The 17532-nt window shown below is 32.0% G+C and carries 19 protein-coding genes; 10 read left to right on the forward strand and 9 right to left on the reverse strand.

The genetic code is table 11. From position 1 onward, the window contains the following. Nucleotides 1-159 precede the first annotated feature (159 nt). The 3 genes from BMY33_RS06210 to BMY33_RS06220 all read right to left on the reverse strand — a co-directional run bounded on the left by BMY33_RS06210 (nt 160) and on the right by BMY33_RS06220 (nt 4051). A complete protein-coding gene (locus BMY33_RS06210) occupies nt 160-1134 on the reverse strand; it encodes an ABC transporter ATP-binding protein (protein ID WP_091406728.1) in 975 nt (324 codons plus the stop codon). Between the two features lie 79 nt (nt 1135-1213). Further along, on the reverse strand, nt 1214-3382 hold the full coding sequence (locus tag BMY33_RS06215) for a prolyl oligopeptidase family serine peptidase (RefSeq protein WP_091406730.1): 2169 nt from the start codon (nt 3380-3382) through the stop codon (nt 1214-1216). A 297-nt stretch (nt 3383-3679) separates the two neighbouring features. Next, nucleotides 3680-4051, reverse strand: a complete 372-nt coding sequence (locus BMY33_RS06220; protein WP_091406732.1) for a DoxX family membrane protein — start codon at nt 4049-4051, stop codon at nt 3680-3682. Nucleotides 4052-4194: 143 nt separating this feature from the next. On the opposite strand from BMY33_RS06220, the gene BMY33_RS06225 reads away from it, so the two are divergent. Beyond that, on the forward strand, nt 4195-6741 hold the full coding sequence (locus BMY33_RS06225) for a M14 metallopeptidase family protein (protein ID WP_091406734.1): 2547 nt from the start codon (nt 4195-4197) through the stop codon (nt 6739-6741). Between the two features lie 74 nt (nt 6742-6815). Here the strand turns inward: BMY33_RS06225 and BMY33_RS06230 are convergent, their stop codons facing one another. The 4 genes from BMY33_RS06230 to BMY33_RS06245 all read right to left on the reverse strand — a co-directional run bounded on the left by BMY33_RS06230 (nt 6816) and on the right by BMY33_RS06245 (nt 10309). Then, nucleotides 6816-7808 carry an aspartate-semialdehyde dehydrogenase gene (locus BMY33_RS06230; RefSeq protein WP_091406736.1) on the reverse strand — a complete coding sequence of 331 codons (993 nt, stop codon included), beginning with the start codon at nt 7806-7808 and terminating at the stop codon, nt 6816-6818. A gap of 238 nt (nt 7809-8046) precedes the next feature. After that, nucleotides 8047-8454 (reverse strand): large conductance mechanosensitive channel protein MscL, encoded by a 408-nt coding sequence (gene mscL, locus BMY33_RS06235; protein ID WP_091406738.1) that lies wholly within the window; start codon nt 8452-8454, stop codon nt 8047-8049. Between the two features lie 102 nt (nt 8455-8556). Then, nucleotides 8557-9669 carry an alanine racemase gene (gene alr / locus BMY33_RS06240; RefSeq protein WP_091406740.1) on the reverse strand — a complete coding sequence of 371 codons (1113 nt, stop codon included), beginning with the start codon at nt 9667-9669 and terminating at the stop codon, nt 8557-8559. After that, nucleotides 9662-10309: a thymidine kinase gene (locus BMY33_RS06245; protein WP_027394669.1), complete on the reverse strand. Its 648-nt coding sequence runs from the start codon at nt 10307-10309 to the stop codon at nt 9662-9664. The genes alr and BMY33_RS06245 overlap by 8 nt, the downstream gene beginning before the upstream one ends. A 173-nt stretch (nt 10310-10482) precedes the next feature. Here BMY33_RS06245 and BMY33_RS06250 point away from each other — a divergent pair, with 173 nt between their 5' ends. From BMY33_RS06250 to BMY33_RS06265, 4 genes are read left to right on the forward strand one after another with little or no spacing between them, the layout of a single operon-like run. Continuing rightward, nucleotides 10483-11286 carry a hypothetical protein gene (locus BMY33_RS06250; RefSeq protein WP_091406742.1) on the forward strand — a complete coding sequence of 268 codons (804 nt, stop codon included), beginning with the start codon at nt 10483-10485 and terminating at the stop codon, nt 11284-11286. A 56-nt stretch (nt 11287-11342) separates the two neighbouring features. Beyond that, on the forward strand, nt 11343-11690 hold the full coding sequence (locus tag BMY33_RS06255) for a DoxX family protein (protein ID WP_091406744.1): 348 nt from the start codon (nt 11343-11345) through the stop codon (nt 11688-11690). A gap of 3 nt (nt 11691-11693) precedes the next feature. After that, complete coding sequence (gene rsmI, locus BMY33_RS06260; RefSeq protein WP_091406747.1) at nt 11694-12365, forward strand: 16S rRNA (cytidine(1402)-2'-O)-methyltransferase; 672 nt, start codon at nt 11694-11696, stop codon at nt 12363-12365. A 3-nt stretch (nt 12366-12368) separates the two neighbouring features. Next, nucleotides 12369-12716, forward strand: a complete 348-nt coding sequence (locus tag BMY33_RS06265) for a HopJ type III effector protein (protein WP_091406749.1) — start codon at nt 12369-12371, stop codon at nt 12714-12716. 6 nt (nt 12717-12722) lie between these two features. Here the strand turns inward: BMY33_RS06265 and BMY33_RS06270 are convergent, their stop codons facing one another. After that, a complete protein-coding gene (locus BMY33_RS06270) occupies nt 12723-13040 on the reverse strand; it encodes a hypothetical protein (protein ID WP_091406752.1) in 318 nt (105 codons plus the stop codon). Between the two features lie 112 nt (nt 13041-13152). Here BMY33_RS06270 and BMY33_RS06275 point away from each other — a divergent pair, with 112 nt between their 5' ends. Next, the gene (locus tag BMY33_RS06275) at nt 13153-13818 is read left to right on the forward strand and encodes a M50 family metallopeptidase (RefSeq protein WP_244542988.1); all 666 of its coding nucleotides are present in this window, start codon (nt 13153-13155) and stop codon (nt 13816-13818) included. Between the two features lie 75 nt (nt 13819-13893). On the opposite strand, the gene BMY33_RS06280 is transcribed toward BMY33_RS06275, so the two are convergent. After that, nucleotides 13894-14226, reverse strand: coding sequence for a hypothetical protein (locus tag BMY33_RS06280; RefSeq protein ID WP_091406755.1), 333 nt, complete (start codon nt 14224-14226; stop codon nt 13894-13896). A 354-nt stretch (nt 14227-14580) separates the two neighbouring features. Here BMY33_RS06280 and BMY33_RS06285 point away from each other — a divergent pair, with 354 nt between their 5' ends. The 4 genes from BMY33_RS06285 to BMY33_RS06300 are packed head-to-tail and all read left to right on the forward strand — an operon-like array spanning nt 14581 to nt 17491. Further along, nucleotides 14581-15378, forward strand: a complete 798-nt coding sequence (locus BMY33_RS06285; protein WP_091406758.1) for a hypothetical protein — start codon at nt 14581-14583, stop codon at nt 15376-15378. Between the two features lie 20 nt (nt 15379-15398). Beyond that, a complete protein-coding gene (locus BMY33_RS06290) occupies nt 15399-16049 on the forward strand; it encodes a hypothetical protein (protein ID WP_091406760.1) in 651 nt (216 codons plus the stop codon). After that, nucleotides 16025-16804 (forward strand): sensor histidine kinase, encoded by a 780-nt coding sequence (locus tag BMY33_RS06295; protein ID WP_091406762.1) that lies wholly within the window; start codon nt 16025-16027, stop codon nt 16802-16804. Before BMY33_RS06290 ends, BMY33_RS06295 begins: the two co-directional genes overlap by 25 nt. Before the next feature lie 33 nt (nt 16805-16837). Next, nucleotides 16838-17491, forward strand: coding sequence for a response regulator transcription factor (locus tag BMY33_RS06300; RefSeq protein ID WP_091406764.1), 654 nt, complete (start codon nt 16838-16840; stop codon nt 17489-17491). Nucleotides 17492-17532 lie beyond the last annotated feature (41 nt).

Below are 17532 nucleotides of genomic sequence, written 5' to 3' on the forward strand. Positions count from 1 at the left end.
GCAGTTTTATAGTATCTACCAACTATAAAGGTAAGGTAATAAGGTGAATTCGAAGAAGGAGAAATAGAATCCGTAGAGGACTAATTAGTCTGCGTCATATCTGGTTAACCAAAAAATTAAGGATGTTTCCACATTTAGAAAATGAGTCATCCAAAACAATCATTTTTTTGCTCTAGATGTAAGTATTTCTTGAGAAACCTGTATTCCTATTTCTTTAGAATTTTCTATTCTATATGGATGTTCAATAAAAATAACTTTATTGTTAAAAACGGCTTCGATCAGATAATGATTTCCGTTAAAATAAGATTTTTTTACGCTAGCTTTTAGATCAGAATTTTCGACAATTTGTAATTCATGAGGGTATAATAGAATTGTATGATCATTTTCAAAACCTGATAAAAAGGCAGCGGTTGGTAATTGGTTTACTTCTCCAAAAAGAGAAGCGATATAGTAATTTTCTGGATTGTTATAGATTGTATGCGTATCATTTTTGTCAATAATCTCACCATTATGAATTACAATAGTTTCTTCTGCGAAAGAAAGTATATCTGTTTTGTCATGAGTCGCAGTGATACTAGTAATTTTATTTCTTTTTAGGTAGGCAAAAAGATTTCTTCTTAGTGAACTCCTTCTAAAGTTATCAATATTGCCAAAAGGTTCATCTAATAACAATAGTTCTGGTCTTTTAGCAAGCACTTTTGCTAGTGCTACTCGTTGTTTTTGACCACCACTCAAATTTTCAACTTTAATGTCCTTAAATGGTAGCATTTCTACTATTTCCAAAAGTTCGTTTACACGACCAATTTTTAGTTCAGGTTCAAAGTTAGATAGATATTGGCCTATATTTTCAGCAACTGTTCTATAGGGTTGTAATTCAAATCCTTGAGACAGATATTTCATATTCTCTTGACCAGGAACTAAATTGTAAGCTGGACCTAATATTTTTTGATTATCCCAAAATAGAGTTCCTTGATTCGTGTCTAAAAGCCCGTAAATAATTTTTAACAAAGTACTTTTGCCACAACCACTTGCTCCAATAAGAGCTATATGCTTCCCTTTTTCAATAGTAAAATTGATGTTTTTTAAAACAGGGACGGTATTATAAGCAAAGGAAACATTTTTAAGTGTAAGCATATTTCAAATATAAATAACTTCAATAAAAAAATCCGTTTCTTTTTAGAAAACGGATCTTTTATTTTTATTATATAAAAATTTATCCTTTTACTTTATCACTTACCTGTTCTGGTAACACTTCATATCCCATATTGTATAGGGTAAAACCAAATATATCAGCATATTGCTCAATTGTTTTAGCAACCGGTGTACCAGCTCCATGACCAGCATTAGTTTCAATTCTTATCAAAGTGGGATTACTGCCTTGCTGTTTTGATTGTAATTCTGCAGCAAATTTAAATGAGTGTGCGGGTACTACTCGATCATCGTGATCTCCCGTAGTTACTAATGTTGCTGGATATGACACTCCTTCCTTTACATTGTGCACTGGAGAATATCCTTTTAGATATTCAAACATTTGTTTGTCGTCTTCAGCGGTTCCATAATCATATGCCCATCCCGCACCAGCAGTAAAAGTATGATATCGAAGCATATCCAATACACCAACTGCAGGTAGAGCTACTTTCATCAAATCAGGACGTTGTGTCATTGTTGCACCTACTAACAATCCTCCGTTAGAACCACCTCTAATGGCTAGATATTCACTAGAAGTATATTTGTTTTCAATTAGATATTCAGCTGCAGCAATAAAATCATCAAATACATTTTGCTTTTGCATTTTTGTTCCTGCATCATGCCATTTTTTACCATATTCTCCGCCACCTCTTAGGTTAGGAACAGCATAAATTCCACCTTGTTCCATCCATACTGCATTAGCTATACTAAAAGAAGGTGTAAGACTAATATTAAACCCTCCATAAGCATATAATATTGTTGGGTTTTTACCTGTAAGTTCAATTCCTTTTTTATGAGTAATAATCATTGGAACCTTAGTACCATCCTTAGAATTATAAAAAACTTGCTTGCTTTCATAATCTTCTGGATTAAAATCAATTTTAGGTTTACGATACAATTCAGAAGTGCCTTCAGCAATATTGTATTTGTAAATACTTCCTGGAGTTTTATAATTAGTAAATGAATAGTATAATTCCTTATCTTCTTTTTTAGCTCCGAAACCACCGATACTTCCAACTCCTGGTAGTTCTACATCACGAACTAATGTTCCTTCATAATCGTATTGTAATACCTTGGATACTGCATCTACCATATATTCTGCAAAAAAGTAGCCTCCACCTGTATTCGGACTTAATACATTTTCTGTTTCAGGAATAAAGTCTTGCCAGTTTTTTGGTATTGGATTAGATGCATCTACTGTTACAATTTTTTGGTTTGGAGCATTTAGATTTGTAACCAGATATAATTTAGAGCCAACATTTTCTATTACATAAGTGTCACTCTCTGTAGTATCTAAAATAGTAATTAATTTATCACTATTGCTAGTTAAGTTTTTAATGAACAGTTTATTCCCTGAAGTAGAAGTACTAGCAGAGATAATTAAATATTTATCATCTTCGGTTACACGACCACCTACATATCTATGTTTTTCTTCTGGAGTACCTCCAAAAATTAGTTTATCTTCTTTTTGAGCAGTACCAAGTTTATGATAATATACTTTATGCTGATCTGTTTTGGCAGAAAGTTCACTTCCTTTTGGTTTGTCGTAGCTGGAATAATAGAAACCTTCATTTCCTCGCCAAGACATGCCGGAAAATTTAATATCTACAAGGGTATCTTCTATAATTTCTTTGGTTTCTGCATTTTTAACAATGACTTTTCTCCAGTCACTACCACCTTCAGAAATAGAGTAGGCTAATAGTTTTCCATTTTTTGAAAAACTAACTCCTCCAAGTGAAGTTGTACCATCTTTACTAAAAGTATTAGGGTCTAAAAATATCTCAGGCTCATCTCCTTCATTTTTAAATCTGTAAATTACATATTGATTCTGTAGCCCATCATTTTTATAAAAATATGTATAATCACCTTCTTTAAAGGGTGATCCAACTTTTTCATAATTCCATAATCCTGATAAACGTTTTTTTAACTGATCTCTAAAAGGGATACTATCTAGATACCCAAAAGTTACTTTGTTCTGTTCAGCAACCCAGCTTTCAGTTTCTTTACTACGGTCATCTTCTAACCAACGGTAAGGATCTTTAATCTTAGTATCAAAATAAGTGTCAACAGTATCTACTTTTTTAGTTTCTGGATAATTCAAGGGAATGATAGTTTTAGCAGTTTCTATTTTAGTTTCGTTTTTGCATCCTATAATAGAAGCCAACAAAAATAATGTTAAAAGTGTTTTTTTCATGATGAATTAAATTTTACATAATAAATAATTAAATATTAATTATTCGTTTTTATTTGATATAGCTAATAAGGCTGAGTAGGGTAGTTGACAAAATTATCAAAACTTATAACTGTAAGTGCTAAATAAAGCATAAAAAAAGACTGCTCTAGCAATGATCATATAGTTATTACACATTTAAAGCGTTGCTTTGGGGTTTAGCAACTCTGTTGATCATTTTAGTAGAGCAGTCGGAATTTTCCGTCCTCTAAGAAACGAAAAATTTTACTTTTATACCAGTAATATTATAGAAGTAGCTTGTTAAAATAAACTTTTGAAAGTGTTCCAATTTGTATAAATCAAGAACGCGTTTATAAGAAAAACAAATGCTCCAGGTCCTATATTTGCTGGATCAAGGGTTGCGTGAAATAGAATAATGTTAACAGAAATAGGTGCCATTAATACCAAAGCAAATGGTACAGCTTTGTTGCTAACTAATAACAATCCAACTATTATTTCTATAAGACCAACTGTTTTAAGAATGTAACTACTGGCAAGAGCTCCAAAAAGGACTCCAGCATCTGGATTTGCAAATTCAAAATCAGGTAAAAAACCTAAGAATTTATTGCTTCCGAAAACTATTAATAAGATTCCTAATAGGATTCTTAAGGCTAAAATTATTTTAGTATTCATTGTTTGTTTTTTTATGATTAAGTGATGTATTAGAAGGTTAAATGTTAAAAACCTTACAAAAGTTGCTAATAACTGAAGCTAAAAAAATACCTTACGTCTTCTGAAAACGAACTAATTGACCTAATTTTTTAATCTTATAACTAATGAAGACCACACAACTTCTCACATTCTCTTTTTTACTCTTTTTATTCTCGATATCATCTATCTTAGGACAGGATTATTTTTTTAAGGATAAAGCTCCTTTTATTTCTGAAATCCCAACACCAGAAGAATTTCTTGGATATCCAATAGGTGAGCAACACACGAGACACGATCAAATTGTAGCGTACTTAACTAAGCTAGCCGAAATATCAGATAGAGCTTCTATAGATAGTTATGGAAAAAGTCATGAAAATAGAAAATTGACAATACTTACAGTTTCTAATCCTGAAAATTTAAACAATCTACCAAACTTAAAAGAACAACATCTTGCGTTTACCAAAGCCTCAATTAATCCGACAAATTATGATGATGTACCTATTTTTGTTCAATTAGGTTATAATGTTCATGGTAATGAACCTTCTAGTTCGGAAGCAGCTATGTTAACTGCTTATACATTAGTTGCTTCTAATAGTTCTGAAGTAAAAGCATATTTAGAAAATGCTGTTGTATTTATTGATCCTACGATTAATCCAGATGGTCGAGATAGACATACGCAATGGGCAAATCAGTTTAAAGGTAATCCATTGGTTAGTGATCAGTATGATGCAGAACATAATGAAGGATGGCCTCGTGGTAGAACCAATCATTATTGGTTTGACCTTAATAGAGATTGGTTATTAGCCATAAACCCTGAGAGTCGTGGAAAATTAAAATGGTATCATGAATGGTATCCTAATGTGGTTACCGATTTTCACGAAATGGGTACCAATAGCACATACTTTTTTGAACCTATGAAACCTATTGGATCTTTTGATCCAATCATGCCTAAAGAAAATTATGAAGATTTAAATAACTTATTTGCTCCTTATTTTTCAAAAGCATTAGATAATATAGGGTCTTTTTATTTTACTAAAGAAGCTTTTGATGGGACATATCCTGGTTATGGATCATCATACCCAGATTTACAAGGAGCATTGGCACTATTGTTCGAGCAAGCTAGTTCCAGAGGACATTTGCAAAACACTGATTATGGAACAATCTCGTTTCCATTTACAATTCGCAATCAATATGTTTCTAGTATAGCTACAATCAAAGCTGCAGTAGAAAATAAAGCTAGATTGAGAAAGTATCAGCAAGGTTTCTTTAAAACGGCTGAGGCTGACGTTTCTAAAAATAGTTTTGTTGGATATGAGTTTGGAGATGCTTATGATAATAATAGAAATAAAGCTTTTATTGACAAACTATTACTTCATAAAATAAAGGTTTATAAAAAGGGAAATCGATATGTAGTTCCTGTAAAACAAGCTCAAAAAAGAATGGTTCAAACAGTTTTTGAGACATACAATAAATATAGAGATAGCGTTTTTTATGATGCTTCTGCCTGGAGTGTTGCCAATTTTTATAACATGAAGTATAAAGGGTTAAAATCTATTAGCTTAGGAGAAGAGGTTACTTCTATAGAGCGTATTGTAAATATTTCAAAGGTTTCAAAATCAGAGTATGCCTATATCATGGACTGGGATGATTACAATGCACCAGCTGCACTTTATTATATGCAATCAAAAGGATTATTGGTGGCCTCCGCATTTAAACCATTTAGTATTACTACTTCGATAGGAAATAAAAGTTTTAATTATGGAAGTGTTTTAGTTCCAGTAAGTAAACAGAAAAAAAATATTGATGAAGTATTTGCTATCATAAAAAAAGCGCAAGAAAAATTTAGTGTACCTATTTTTAGTACCAATACAGGGTTTAGTTCATCTGGAATTGATTTAGGAAGTGGTAATTTTAGAAAATTAGAAACACCTAAGGCTTTATTGTTAATCGGAGAAGGAGTAAATTCTTATGAAGCTGGAGAAGTATGGCATTTATTGGATACTAGAGTCCATATGCCAATAACTAAATTAAGAATGAGCAGATTTAATACTGTTCCGTTAAAAGATTATAACACGTTAGTTATGGTATCTGGTAGATATTATCAATTAGATTCTCTTCAGCGAAAAAAAATAAAAGAATGGGTTGCTCACGGAAATACGCTAGTTACTATTGCAAATGCTTCTAAATGGGCCATTGATAAAAAAGTGGTTAAAGAGCAACTAACCAAAAAAGAAAAAGATACATCGAATACTAAAATTGTAAATCGACTACCATATGTTGATGCCGGCGAAAATATTGGAAGAGAACAAGTGGGAGGTGCTATTTTTGAAGTAGATCTTGATATCACTCATCCTTTAGGTTTTGGATATAGGGATAGTTCACTTCCTGTATATAAAAATAATGAAGTGTTTATTTCTCCAAGTAAGAATCCTTATGCTACTGTGGCGAAGTATACCGATAAAGCGCATATTGATGGGTATATATCTATTGATAATTATGAGCATTATCTAAAACCATCAGCCTCACTCGTTGTAAGTAGTATAGGAAGTGGTCGTGTTATTCTATTTGCCGACAATCCTAATTTTAGGGGTTCATGGTATGGTACCAATCGTTTATTTATGAATGCTTTATTTTTAGGGAAACATGTATATGTTCCTAGAGTAAGAGAATAATTCCTTCTTATAAAAAAGATAAAGCCCTTGTTATTTTCATGTAACAAGGGCTTTTATACTACTATAGTAGTTGACTATCCTACTAAATTATTTTCTACTAGGTATTCCCCTATTTGTACAGCATTAGTAGCGGCTCCTTTTCTTAAGTTATCTGCTACAATCCACATGTTTAATGCATTTTCTCTTGAATGATCTCTTCTAATTCTACCTACAAAAACATCATTTTTTCCCTCAGCATATATAGGCATTGGATAGGTATTAGTATCTGGATTATCCTGTACAGTAACTCCAGAGGTGTTATTTAAAATCTGTCGGATTTCATTTTCCTGAAACTCACTTTCAAACTCTAGATTTACACTTTCACTATGCCCTCCTACAACAGGAATACGAATTGCAGTAGCAGTAACGGCTATAGTACGATCATCGAGAATTTTTTGAGTTTCGTTGACCAGTTTCATTTCTTCTTTAGTGTATCCATTTTCTTGGAATACATCACAATGAGGAATAGCATTACGATGGATTGGATAAGGATAAGCCATTTCACCTTTGTCTCCAGCGTATTCATTTTCTAATTGCTGAACTGCTTTTACTCCAGTTCCGGTGATGGATTGGTATGTAGAAATAACAGCACGTTTGATTTTGTAAGATGAATGTAATGGACCTAGTGCCATTACTAATTGTATGGTTGAACAATTAGGATTTGCTATGATCTTATCTTCTTTGGTTAATTCTTTAGCATTGATTTCTGGTACTACCAATTTCTTGGTTGGATCCATTCTCCAGGCAGAGGAATTATCAATTACGGTAATTCCAGCATCTGCAAATTTAGGAGCCCACTCTAGAGAAGTGCTTCCACCAGCAGAAAATAATGCTATGTCAGGCTTCATTTCTATGGCAGTAGCTAAACCAACTACAGAAAATTCTTGATTTTTGTATGATATTTTTTTTCCAATAGATCTTTGTGAGGCAACAGGAATTAATTCTGTTACTGGAAAATTACGTTCTTCTAATACTTTTAACATTACTGTACCTACTAATCCAGTGGCACCTACAACAGCTACTTTCATCTGCTTAATTTATTAATGACTTTTATAGACACAAAAATCGGTCTTTTTTTTAGATTCCAGCAAATGTGCTGATTATTTATAATAGTTTTATATTTTTTAATAAAATAATATCAATTTAAACATTTTGTTATATATGAAACAAAATGTAAAAAAGAACCACCCAATTTCTTGAGTGGTTTAGTTAGAATATGTAGTATAGCGGTAGCTATAGATAATTCATTTCGTACTAAGTTAGATTTTATTTTTTAAGTAAATCTCTTATTTCTGCTAGTAACTCTTCTTGAGTTGGTCCAGCTGGCTCAGCAGGAGCTTCTTCAACTGGCTTTTTAGTTTTATTGTATGCTTTAACAATAAGAAACATTACGAACCCAACAATGATTAAATTAATAATGGTATTAATCCAAGCTCCATAAGTTATTGCATTTTCAGCGGTGGTTATGGCACCTGTAGCATCTACAACTGCTTCTTGAAGAATGATTTTTTTACTGTTAAAGTCCATTCCTCCTGAGAAATAACCTACAACAGGCATTACAATATTGGATACAAAACCTTTGACAACGCCACCAATTGCAGTTGCCATAATAACAGCGACAGCAAATTCAACGACATTACCTGTCATTATAAATTCCTTAAATTCTTTAAGCATGATTATTTTATTTTAGTTAGTATTATTGATAACAAAATACGTAAAAAATAAATCAATATTTAAAAAAGTGTTAAAAAAAATAGGTTGTAAATTCGATCAAAATCAATTATTGTCGATAATAACACGTTTTACTCTCGGAGAAATAGCTGTAAGGAGCTCATAGGAAATTGTTCCTGCACTTTCAGCAATTATAGAGGCAGAAGAAATGTTGTCGAATATAATTACTTCATCTCCTTCTTTACAATCAATGTCCGTGATATCCACCATTACCATGTCCATGCAGACATTACCAATGATATAGGCCTTATTTCCATTTATTGTAAAAAACCCTTTCCTATTTCCATATTGTCTTCCGATTCCATCCGCGTGACCGATTGGTATGGTTGCCGTTTTGGTATAACCATTAGAAACAAAAGCTCTGTTGTATCCTAAAGTTTCACCAGGCTCTAGTGTATGAATCTGTGAGATAATCGACTTAAGGGATGCTATAGGTTTTAAATGAGTATCGTAATCTGCATCATTCCCATAACCATATAATCCTATTCCGGCACGAACCATATCAAAATGCGCTTCGGGATAATTCAATATTCCCGAAGTATTACATTGATGAAGTATAGGTGTATAACCTAATTTATTAATAATATCTGAGGTTATTTTCTTAAATGAGTTGACTTGACTCATTGTAAACTTTTTTTCATTATGGTCCTCACTTGCTGCAAGGTGAGAGAATAGAGATTTTACTTTAATAGCATTGGTTTGATGTAGACAGCTTATTATATAATCGACATCGTTCTCCCAAAACCCCAATCGATTTAAACCCGTATTAAACTTAACATGTACAGGATAATCTTTTTGATTTTCCGCTTCAGCAACCTTTATGAATTCTCGTATAATTCTGGGACTATATATACTAGGTTCTAAATTATATTCAATTAGTGCCGAAAAATTTACGGGTTGTGGGTGTAGTACTAATATGGGTGTTTTTACTCCTGCTTTTCGTAAAGTAATTCCTTCTGAAACATAAGCAACAGCAAAATAATCAGCTCCTATTTTTTCTAAATGCTTTGCTATTGTTATAGCATCACTACCATATCCGGCTGCTTTTACTACAGCTAATAACTTAACTTTTGAATCAAGCTTACTTTTTAAGTATGTGTAATTATGAGTAAGATGAGTCAGATTAATTTCAAGAACTGTTTCTTTTACTTTACTCATCAGATTTTTTAGAATTTTCAGATAATTCTTTGGGATCGGTAACTTCTATTTGTTTTACTTTTTCTTTTAAAGAAGCTTTATAGTAAGCTGCACGACTTAAAGGTTCGTATTCATCCGTTTCACCAAGTAGTACTAAATCATCTTTTTTAGATTTTCGATAACTAAATTGAGCAAGATTACCAGTTCTTGTACAAACTGCGTGGACTTTGGTTACGTATTCTGCTGTAGCCATAAGTGCTGGCATAGGTCCAAAAGGATTTCCTTTAAAATCCATATCCAAACCTGCAACGATAACCCGAATACCTTTATTCGCTAAGTCATTACAAACACTTACTATTTCATCGTCAAAAAATTGTGCTTCATCAATACCTACGACATCACAAGTATCCGCAAGGATTCTAATATTTGCTGCTGCAGGAACAGGAGTAGAACGAATTTCATTGGCATCATGAGAAACAACCATCTCGTCATCATATCTGACGTCGATAGCTGGTTTAAAAATTTCAACTTTTTGTTTAGCAAATTGTGCGCGTTTTAATCTACGGATCAATTCTTCGGTCTTTCCCGAAAACATCGAACCACAGATAACTTCTATCCAGCCAAATTGCTCTTTATGATTTACTGTATTTTCGAGAAACATTTTGTATTTTTCAGCATCAATTAAAAGAAACCCTACTCTTTAATAATACCAATTGAATTTTGAGATGATAATGGAAATAATCCTTCATTTCATTTTTACTTTTTGGTATTGCTTTAAAGATGAGGTAAATTTATTAAAAAACAAAAAGCATAGCCCAAACGAATAAGAAAGTTATGAAGAAGAAATTGGAAGCAGAATTGATAAGTATTGCACACAGGATACTGCAACTTAAAGATAGATCTACCTTACCGCAATTGCAGGAAGAGGCAAGGTTGTTATATGAAAAATTAAGTGTTTTGAATTTTGCAGAATCTCATTTTGCAGATATTCAACCTACAATAGGGATTATTAAGGAGGCTTTAGAAGTAACAGATACATCGGATACTCATACAGAAGATATTTCAGATGAGATTAAACCTAAACCAATTGTTAGTTTAGATCAAGAAATAGAAGCAAAGGAAGTTGCGGAGACTATGTTTAGTCTGGAAGATAAAGTTACTGAACCAATACCTGAAGTAGTTGAGGAACAAAAGCCAGAAATCGTAATCGAAAAGATTAATGAGAAAGTTACAGAAGATCTTTTTGTCCCTGCTCCTAAGTTTACAGAAGAGAATGTTTCTTTATCCGAACCTGTTTATGAAAAAAATGATATGGAAGAAATAGGATCAGTACCTCAAAGTATGCCTATTTTAGAAAAGATGAATGATATAGAAGAAAAACCAAAATCACTAAATGATCAATTAAAAAGAGGAATCAATATTGGATTAAATGATAGATTGGCTTTTATAAAACATTTGTTTGATGGAAGTTCTACAGATTATAATCGTGTACTTTCACAATTAAATACACTTAATAGTAAAAGTGGAGCGAGACAATTTATTATAAATATGGTAAAGCCTGATTATAACAATTGGCAAGGAAAAGAAGAGTATGAAGAACGTTTTATGGAGATCGTAACAAATAAGTATGAATTCTAGGTAAGGATTCACATTCTTTTGTTACTAATAACCTTAATAAAAATAAAACTATTTATATGAAAATTATCTACTGGATTGCCACGGTAGCGATGTGCGGAATTATGTTGTTTTCTGCGCAGATGTACTTTAGAAATACAGAAATGGTAAGAGGCTTTTTTGAAAGCCTAGACTATCCAACATACTTAGTTATTCCTCTAGCAATAGCAAAAATAGTAGGTATTATAGTGATTCTTACTAATAAAGTAAAATGGTTAAAGGAATGGGCGTATGCTGGATTCTTTTTTGATATGGTACTTGCTTTTACCGCACATTATATGAAAGATGATGGGCAAGGATTATTCGCAACTTTAGGATTAATATTCCTTATTATATCATATACAATAGGAAAAAAAGTAAGACCTTAACGTATGTCCAAATTATTTATCGTTCCCACCCCAATTGGTAATTTAGAAGATATGACTTTTAGGGCTATTAAAGTGCTAAAAGAAGTGGATTTAATTCTGGCCGAAGATACTCGTACTAGTGGTAAATTGTTAAAGCATTTTGAAATCACCACACATATGCAAAGCCATCATATGCATAATGAACATAAAACTACAGATAGTATTATTAGAAAATTGCAAAGTGGAGAAAATATAGCGCTAATAAGTGATGCGGGAACACCTGCAATTAGCGATCCTGGATTTTTATTGACGAGGGCATGTGTAGAAAATAGTATTGATGTAGAATGTTTACCTGGAGCTACGGCATTTGTTCCTGCTTTGGTTAATAGTGGTTTGCCAAATGATAAATTTGTTTTTGAAGGGTTTCTTCCAGTAAAAAAGGGTAGACAAACTCGATTGAAAATATTAGCAGAAGAAACAAGAACCATGATATTTTATGAATCTCCTCATAAACTCATTAAGACTTTAGGTAATTTTGTAGAATATTTTGGAATTGATAGGATGGTTTCTGTATCCAGAGAGTTAAGTAAACTACACGAAGAAACGGTTCGTGGGACTACACAAGAAGTATTGTCTCATTTTGAAAATAAACCTCCTAAAGGCGAAATAGTTATTGTTGTTGGAGGAAAAAAATAATATATGAATATATCTGATTTTATTAAGAGACTTAGAAAAGATCCTGAAGGAATTACATTTCAGAATACACTAGATGTAATTGAAGCTCATTACGATTTTAAACCTGCTTCGTTTGTTAATGGAAGTATAACTAATGATGTTGGGCAAAATTCAGGTTCCTGTAAGTTGTTCTCCTTTGCAAAAATTCAAGGCTTAGAAGAAGAAGATACATTAACGTGTTTTGGAGAGTATTATAGAAACGTGGTACAATATCCAGATGGAACTGATCACCAAAATATTCGTAATTTTATGAAAACAGGATGGAGTGGAATCTCTTTTAAAGATCAGGCGCTTACTAAAAGACTTGCGTGATTTGATTTAATTGTTTCTTAAATTTTCTTTGATGTCTTCCAAGGTTTTTAAATTAACCTTCGCTAAGGAATTCTTAGATTTAAATTCTAAAGATAGATAAGGCTTATATATTGGCATTATAGGATCAGTATCATTAATGAGCGTGTTTTTTATTTGTTCATCTAACTTGTAATTTGGTTTGTATACGGGCATAGTGGATTTTTCTGACGGAGATTTCTTGTTTGAAAAAAACGCTTCTTCTGTAACTTTTTCCTGACCATACATACCAATAGTTAGGAAGCAAACTAGAATAGAAAGTAGATATTTGTTTTTTGGAGAGTTCATAAGAATGATTTTTGTGAATTTGAAGTTACAAATTTTGCCTTTATACTATAAACTGTAAAATAATTTAAAAATTACAAGTATCTCTAAACGTTTCGATTATACTATAATTATCGTGGCTATTGTTGTAGTAATATTATGGCAATTACCATATTTTGGGTGGTTTCAATATCCATTTAGATTATTGGGGACTTGGTTCCACGAAATGGGTCACGGTCTTATGGCGGTATTACTAGGAGGTAGTTTTGAGCATTTAGAAATTTATGAGAATGGAGGTGGTGTTGCTTACTACCATTTAGGAGGAAGCTATGTCTCTCCTTTTATAGGTAATGCCTTAGTAGCGGCAGGAGGATTATTAGGACCAGCTGTGATTGGAGCTTTATTAATAATGTCTGCAAAATCGCACAGAAATTCTATGATAGCACTTAGAGTATTAATAGGAGTTATGATACTTTCGTTGTTGTTATGGATTAGATCTTTTTGGGGAGTATCTGTAATGAGTGGTTTTGCAATCTTTTTATTTGTTATTACCTTATTTAAGAGTAGAAAACTCGAAGTAGTTGTTATCTTGTTTTTAGGTTTACAATCTGTATTAAGTACATATCTTCAGCTGGATTACTTATTTACAAAACAGTTCGAAAGAGATGGAGCAATTCAGATATCGGATACACAAGCTATTGCAGAAAATACTTTTGGTACTTATTGGATGTGGGCTATTCTGATTATACTTATGAGTGCTTATTTACTTTGGAAAAGTTTTCGATATTATTTTAAAAAATAACAACCTAAATCCAGTGATAAAGGTTGTTATATGGTTATAGAAGTGTAAGATGATTTTTTTAAATCGTTAATAAAACTAACAAGAGATTTTTGCGTATTTAGGATCTAAGGTAGTACCATACACCTTATAGCATTCTGTTACGGGCTTATCGTAGCTCTTTGTAAAAATAGTTGACCATCCAAATGCCCAGTTTTCTTCCACTTTTAAGTAAATAGAAGTAGCACCTTCTGGAATAGTTTCGGATTTATTTACTCCTAAGGATATATCACCAGAGTGTTTGCTGAATTCCTTACCATTTAATTTATAAGATAACGTAAAACGGGCTACGTACCCACCTTCACACCTTATCAGAATAGAGCCTGTTTGTTTTGCATCTAAATGAGTTAATACTGCTTCTTTTAATTCCATGATTTATGTTATTAATCCTCTACTCTGTTTAAAATTTGGCTTTTCGAATCCGCCGATGTAATCAAAAAAGTAGCTACCCTTTAATGTGTTTTTTAATTACGCTCAAAAGTATTGTAACTGATTGTTTTTCAATAGCGTATAAGTATCTGTTTTTATATTTAAGTATTTACTGCAATTATGCCGTAGAATTACCTGTTTGTAAAAAGTTAATGGTAGGGTTAACGAAATAAACACGTGGTAAATACGTGTTTTTTAATGGTTATTACCTGTTAATACATTCATTATTAGTTCCAAAGGTGTTTTTTGTTTAGTTTTAAAGGAATAAACCAATTTAACGTATAAATTTTCACACAAATGGAACAGGCAATCCAACCAAAACAATTAATGACCTTAGAACAAGCACAGAAAATTGAACGATGGCAACAGGAAGAAGTTTTGCTGTTAGCAAGACATTTTCAACGTCTAAATGAAACGAAAGGCAGGCCTTTTAGTGGATTTTATACCAGAGCTAATTATTTTCAAATGGATGCTGAAGATGTTGCTATACTGAATAACCTTAAAGATGATGGAAAAACTATTCAAAGAATTAAAACTCATATGGCATTAGAAATAGAAGACAAAAAGAATTTCACTTTTGTGCCAATTATAGAAGTAGACCTAGAGGATACAATCAACAATTTGTTTTTTACTTTGATTCCAAAATATAAGGAACCGGTAGAGCCAATTCAGAATGGAACAATAGGAGATTTGGATACTGGAGGAGTATTGGTACCAGGGATTTTTAAAGAGATGATTTTAACCAATTGGAACAATCTTGAAGATAATTTGATAGATGATCTTTTTGTGGCAGTCGATACGAAAGCAAGACAAAGAGAGCGAGTAAATTATTACTTAATTGATAACATTGATATAATCGATCTTATTAATGATTCTTTATTGGGAGAAATTGAGGAGTTTATTCTCTATCCCGGAGTTGATATGAATAAGTTTCATAAAAGAGATATGATTTCGTTTACTCCAGTCATAGGAATCACACCTGTAGGTGAAGTCATTACTGAAATTTTATCAAGACATGCGTTGTTAGAATTTACGGATGAAGAGATTTTTATAGAATATTCTAGTCCTTGTCCACCCACGTGTCCCGAAGCATAAGGGACAAAAATTCAATTCGAATGAGTAAAGAACTTTTTGATAGTTTACGTCTGATTTCATCTTTTATAGTGGTTATACCTTTAATATTATCAATATTTAAATTCAAATCATTATCCGCAATCAAACTAAAACTATTTTATTTGCTCATAATCGTTTTTGTAGTTGAATTCATTGCTAATATATTATGGTATCAAAAGATTAATAATCTCCCTCTTTATCATTTTTATGCAGTGATTGAGTTTCTATTAATCATTAATATCTATAGAACCGTACTATCGAAAATTTTTCCAAAACAGTTTTTTATTATTCTGGGGGTTACATTTACTGTTTTTGCCATAACGAATACACTATTTTTTCAAAATTTAAACACATTTAATTCTAATGTAACGACACTTTTAGGTATCATAGTAATATTTCTTTCACTTAGTTATTTTTATGCTTTATTAAAGGAAGTAAAATACAATGCACTGGAAAACAACCCTATGTTTTGGATCAATGCTGGTTTTTTAATTTATTTTTCTAGTAACTTAATCCTGTTTTTTATTAATAATAATATGTTTCAAGGGTCTACAGAAGCTAGTTATCTCGTTTGGGGACTCCATGCTATTGTAAACATTGTATTGACAATTTTTTATACCATCGCTTTATGGGTGAATCCGAAGAAGCCATAACATTAAAGATTATTATCATTGGTATGGTAGTGATTTTTTTATTATCACTATCAGTGATTGTATTTTTTATTATTTATCAGCGAAGACTATTAGAACAACAAAAAAGGCATCAAAAAGCAGAGTCAGATTATCAAAAGGAGTTACTAAAAACGGCTATCCAAAGTCAAGAAGTAGAACGCAGCAGAATCGCAAAGGAATTACATGACGATGTTGGAGCTATGTTAACAACCACTAAATTATATATTGGTCAGATAACGCCAGAATTAAACCCAGAAGAATTAACAACGATTGCAGACAAAATAAGCGGTTTTTTTGATGATATGATACAGAGTGTACGCAGTATTTCTAAAGATTTAAGACCTGTAGTATTAGAAAAATTGGGATTTATGGAGGCCATAGATAGTTTAGTGCAAACCATACGAGACACTGGTAAAATCAATATTTCTTTTATAAATAACACCACATATTCTGTATCTAAAACAAAAGAGCTAAATCTTTATAGAATTATTCAGGAGTTAATTACCAATACACTTAAACACGCAGAAGCTACAGAAATAAAAATCGAAATGAAAAATGAGAGGGAGATATTAATCATTGTTTATGAGGATGATGGAAAAGGTTTAAATCAAAAACAGCTTCAATATAGAAAAGGATTAGGACTAAAAAACATAGAAAGCAGATTGTCTATTTTGTCAGGAACCATTAGCTTTTTAGAAGAAAAATCTGGAATGAAAGTATTACTCAAAATACCATAATAAACGCACTCTTAACAACCTAAATAAATACCCATGGAAATTATAAAACTAGGATTAGTAGATGATCATAATTTGTTTCGAGAAGGGATTAAATCACTTTTGGATAAAATGGACAATATAGAACTGGTTTTAGAAGCTGTAAGCGGTAAAGATCTATTAGCTAAATTAAATAAACTTGTTCCAGATGTGATTCTATTAGATTTAGAAATGGAAGAAATGAATGGAGTAGACGCTACGCTAAAAATAAAGGAATCATATCCTAATATGAAAGTAATCATTCTTACTATGCATAAAGAAGAACGAATGATATCTTATTTGATGGAAGTTGGCGCTAATGGATACTTGCTTAAAGATACCAATCCACAAGAATTAGAGGATGCAATACGATCTGTATGTGATAAAGGTTTTTATTTTAATCCTTTTGTTTCTCAGGCGTTACTAAAAGGATTAAAGAATAAGTCCAACAAGCCTCCTGTAATTGGAAAAGATTATCATCTTACTACTAGAGAGTTAGAAGTGTTGGAGTTGGTGACCAAAGAATTTACGACGGCAGAAATTGCAGAAGAATTATTTTTGAGTGTTCGAACCATAGAAGGCCATCGGAAAAATTTAATGATGAAATTAGAGGTAAAAAACACTGCGGGATTGATTATTAAAGCAGTACGAGAGAAGATTATTTCTGTCTAAAAACAATCATAAAAAGACCTGTCAGGTTTTTAAAACCTGAC

Origin of the sequence: Aquimarina amphilecti (genome assembly GCF_900109375.1) — a bacterium.
In the GTDB taxonomy this organism is placed as follows: Bacteria; Bacteroidota; Bacteroidia; order Flavobacteriales; family Flavobacteriaceae; genus Aquimarina; species Aquimarina amphilecti.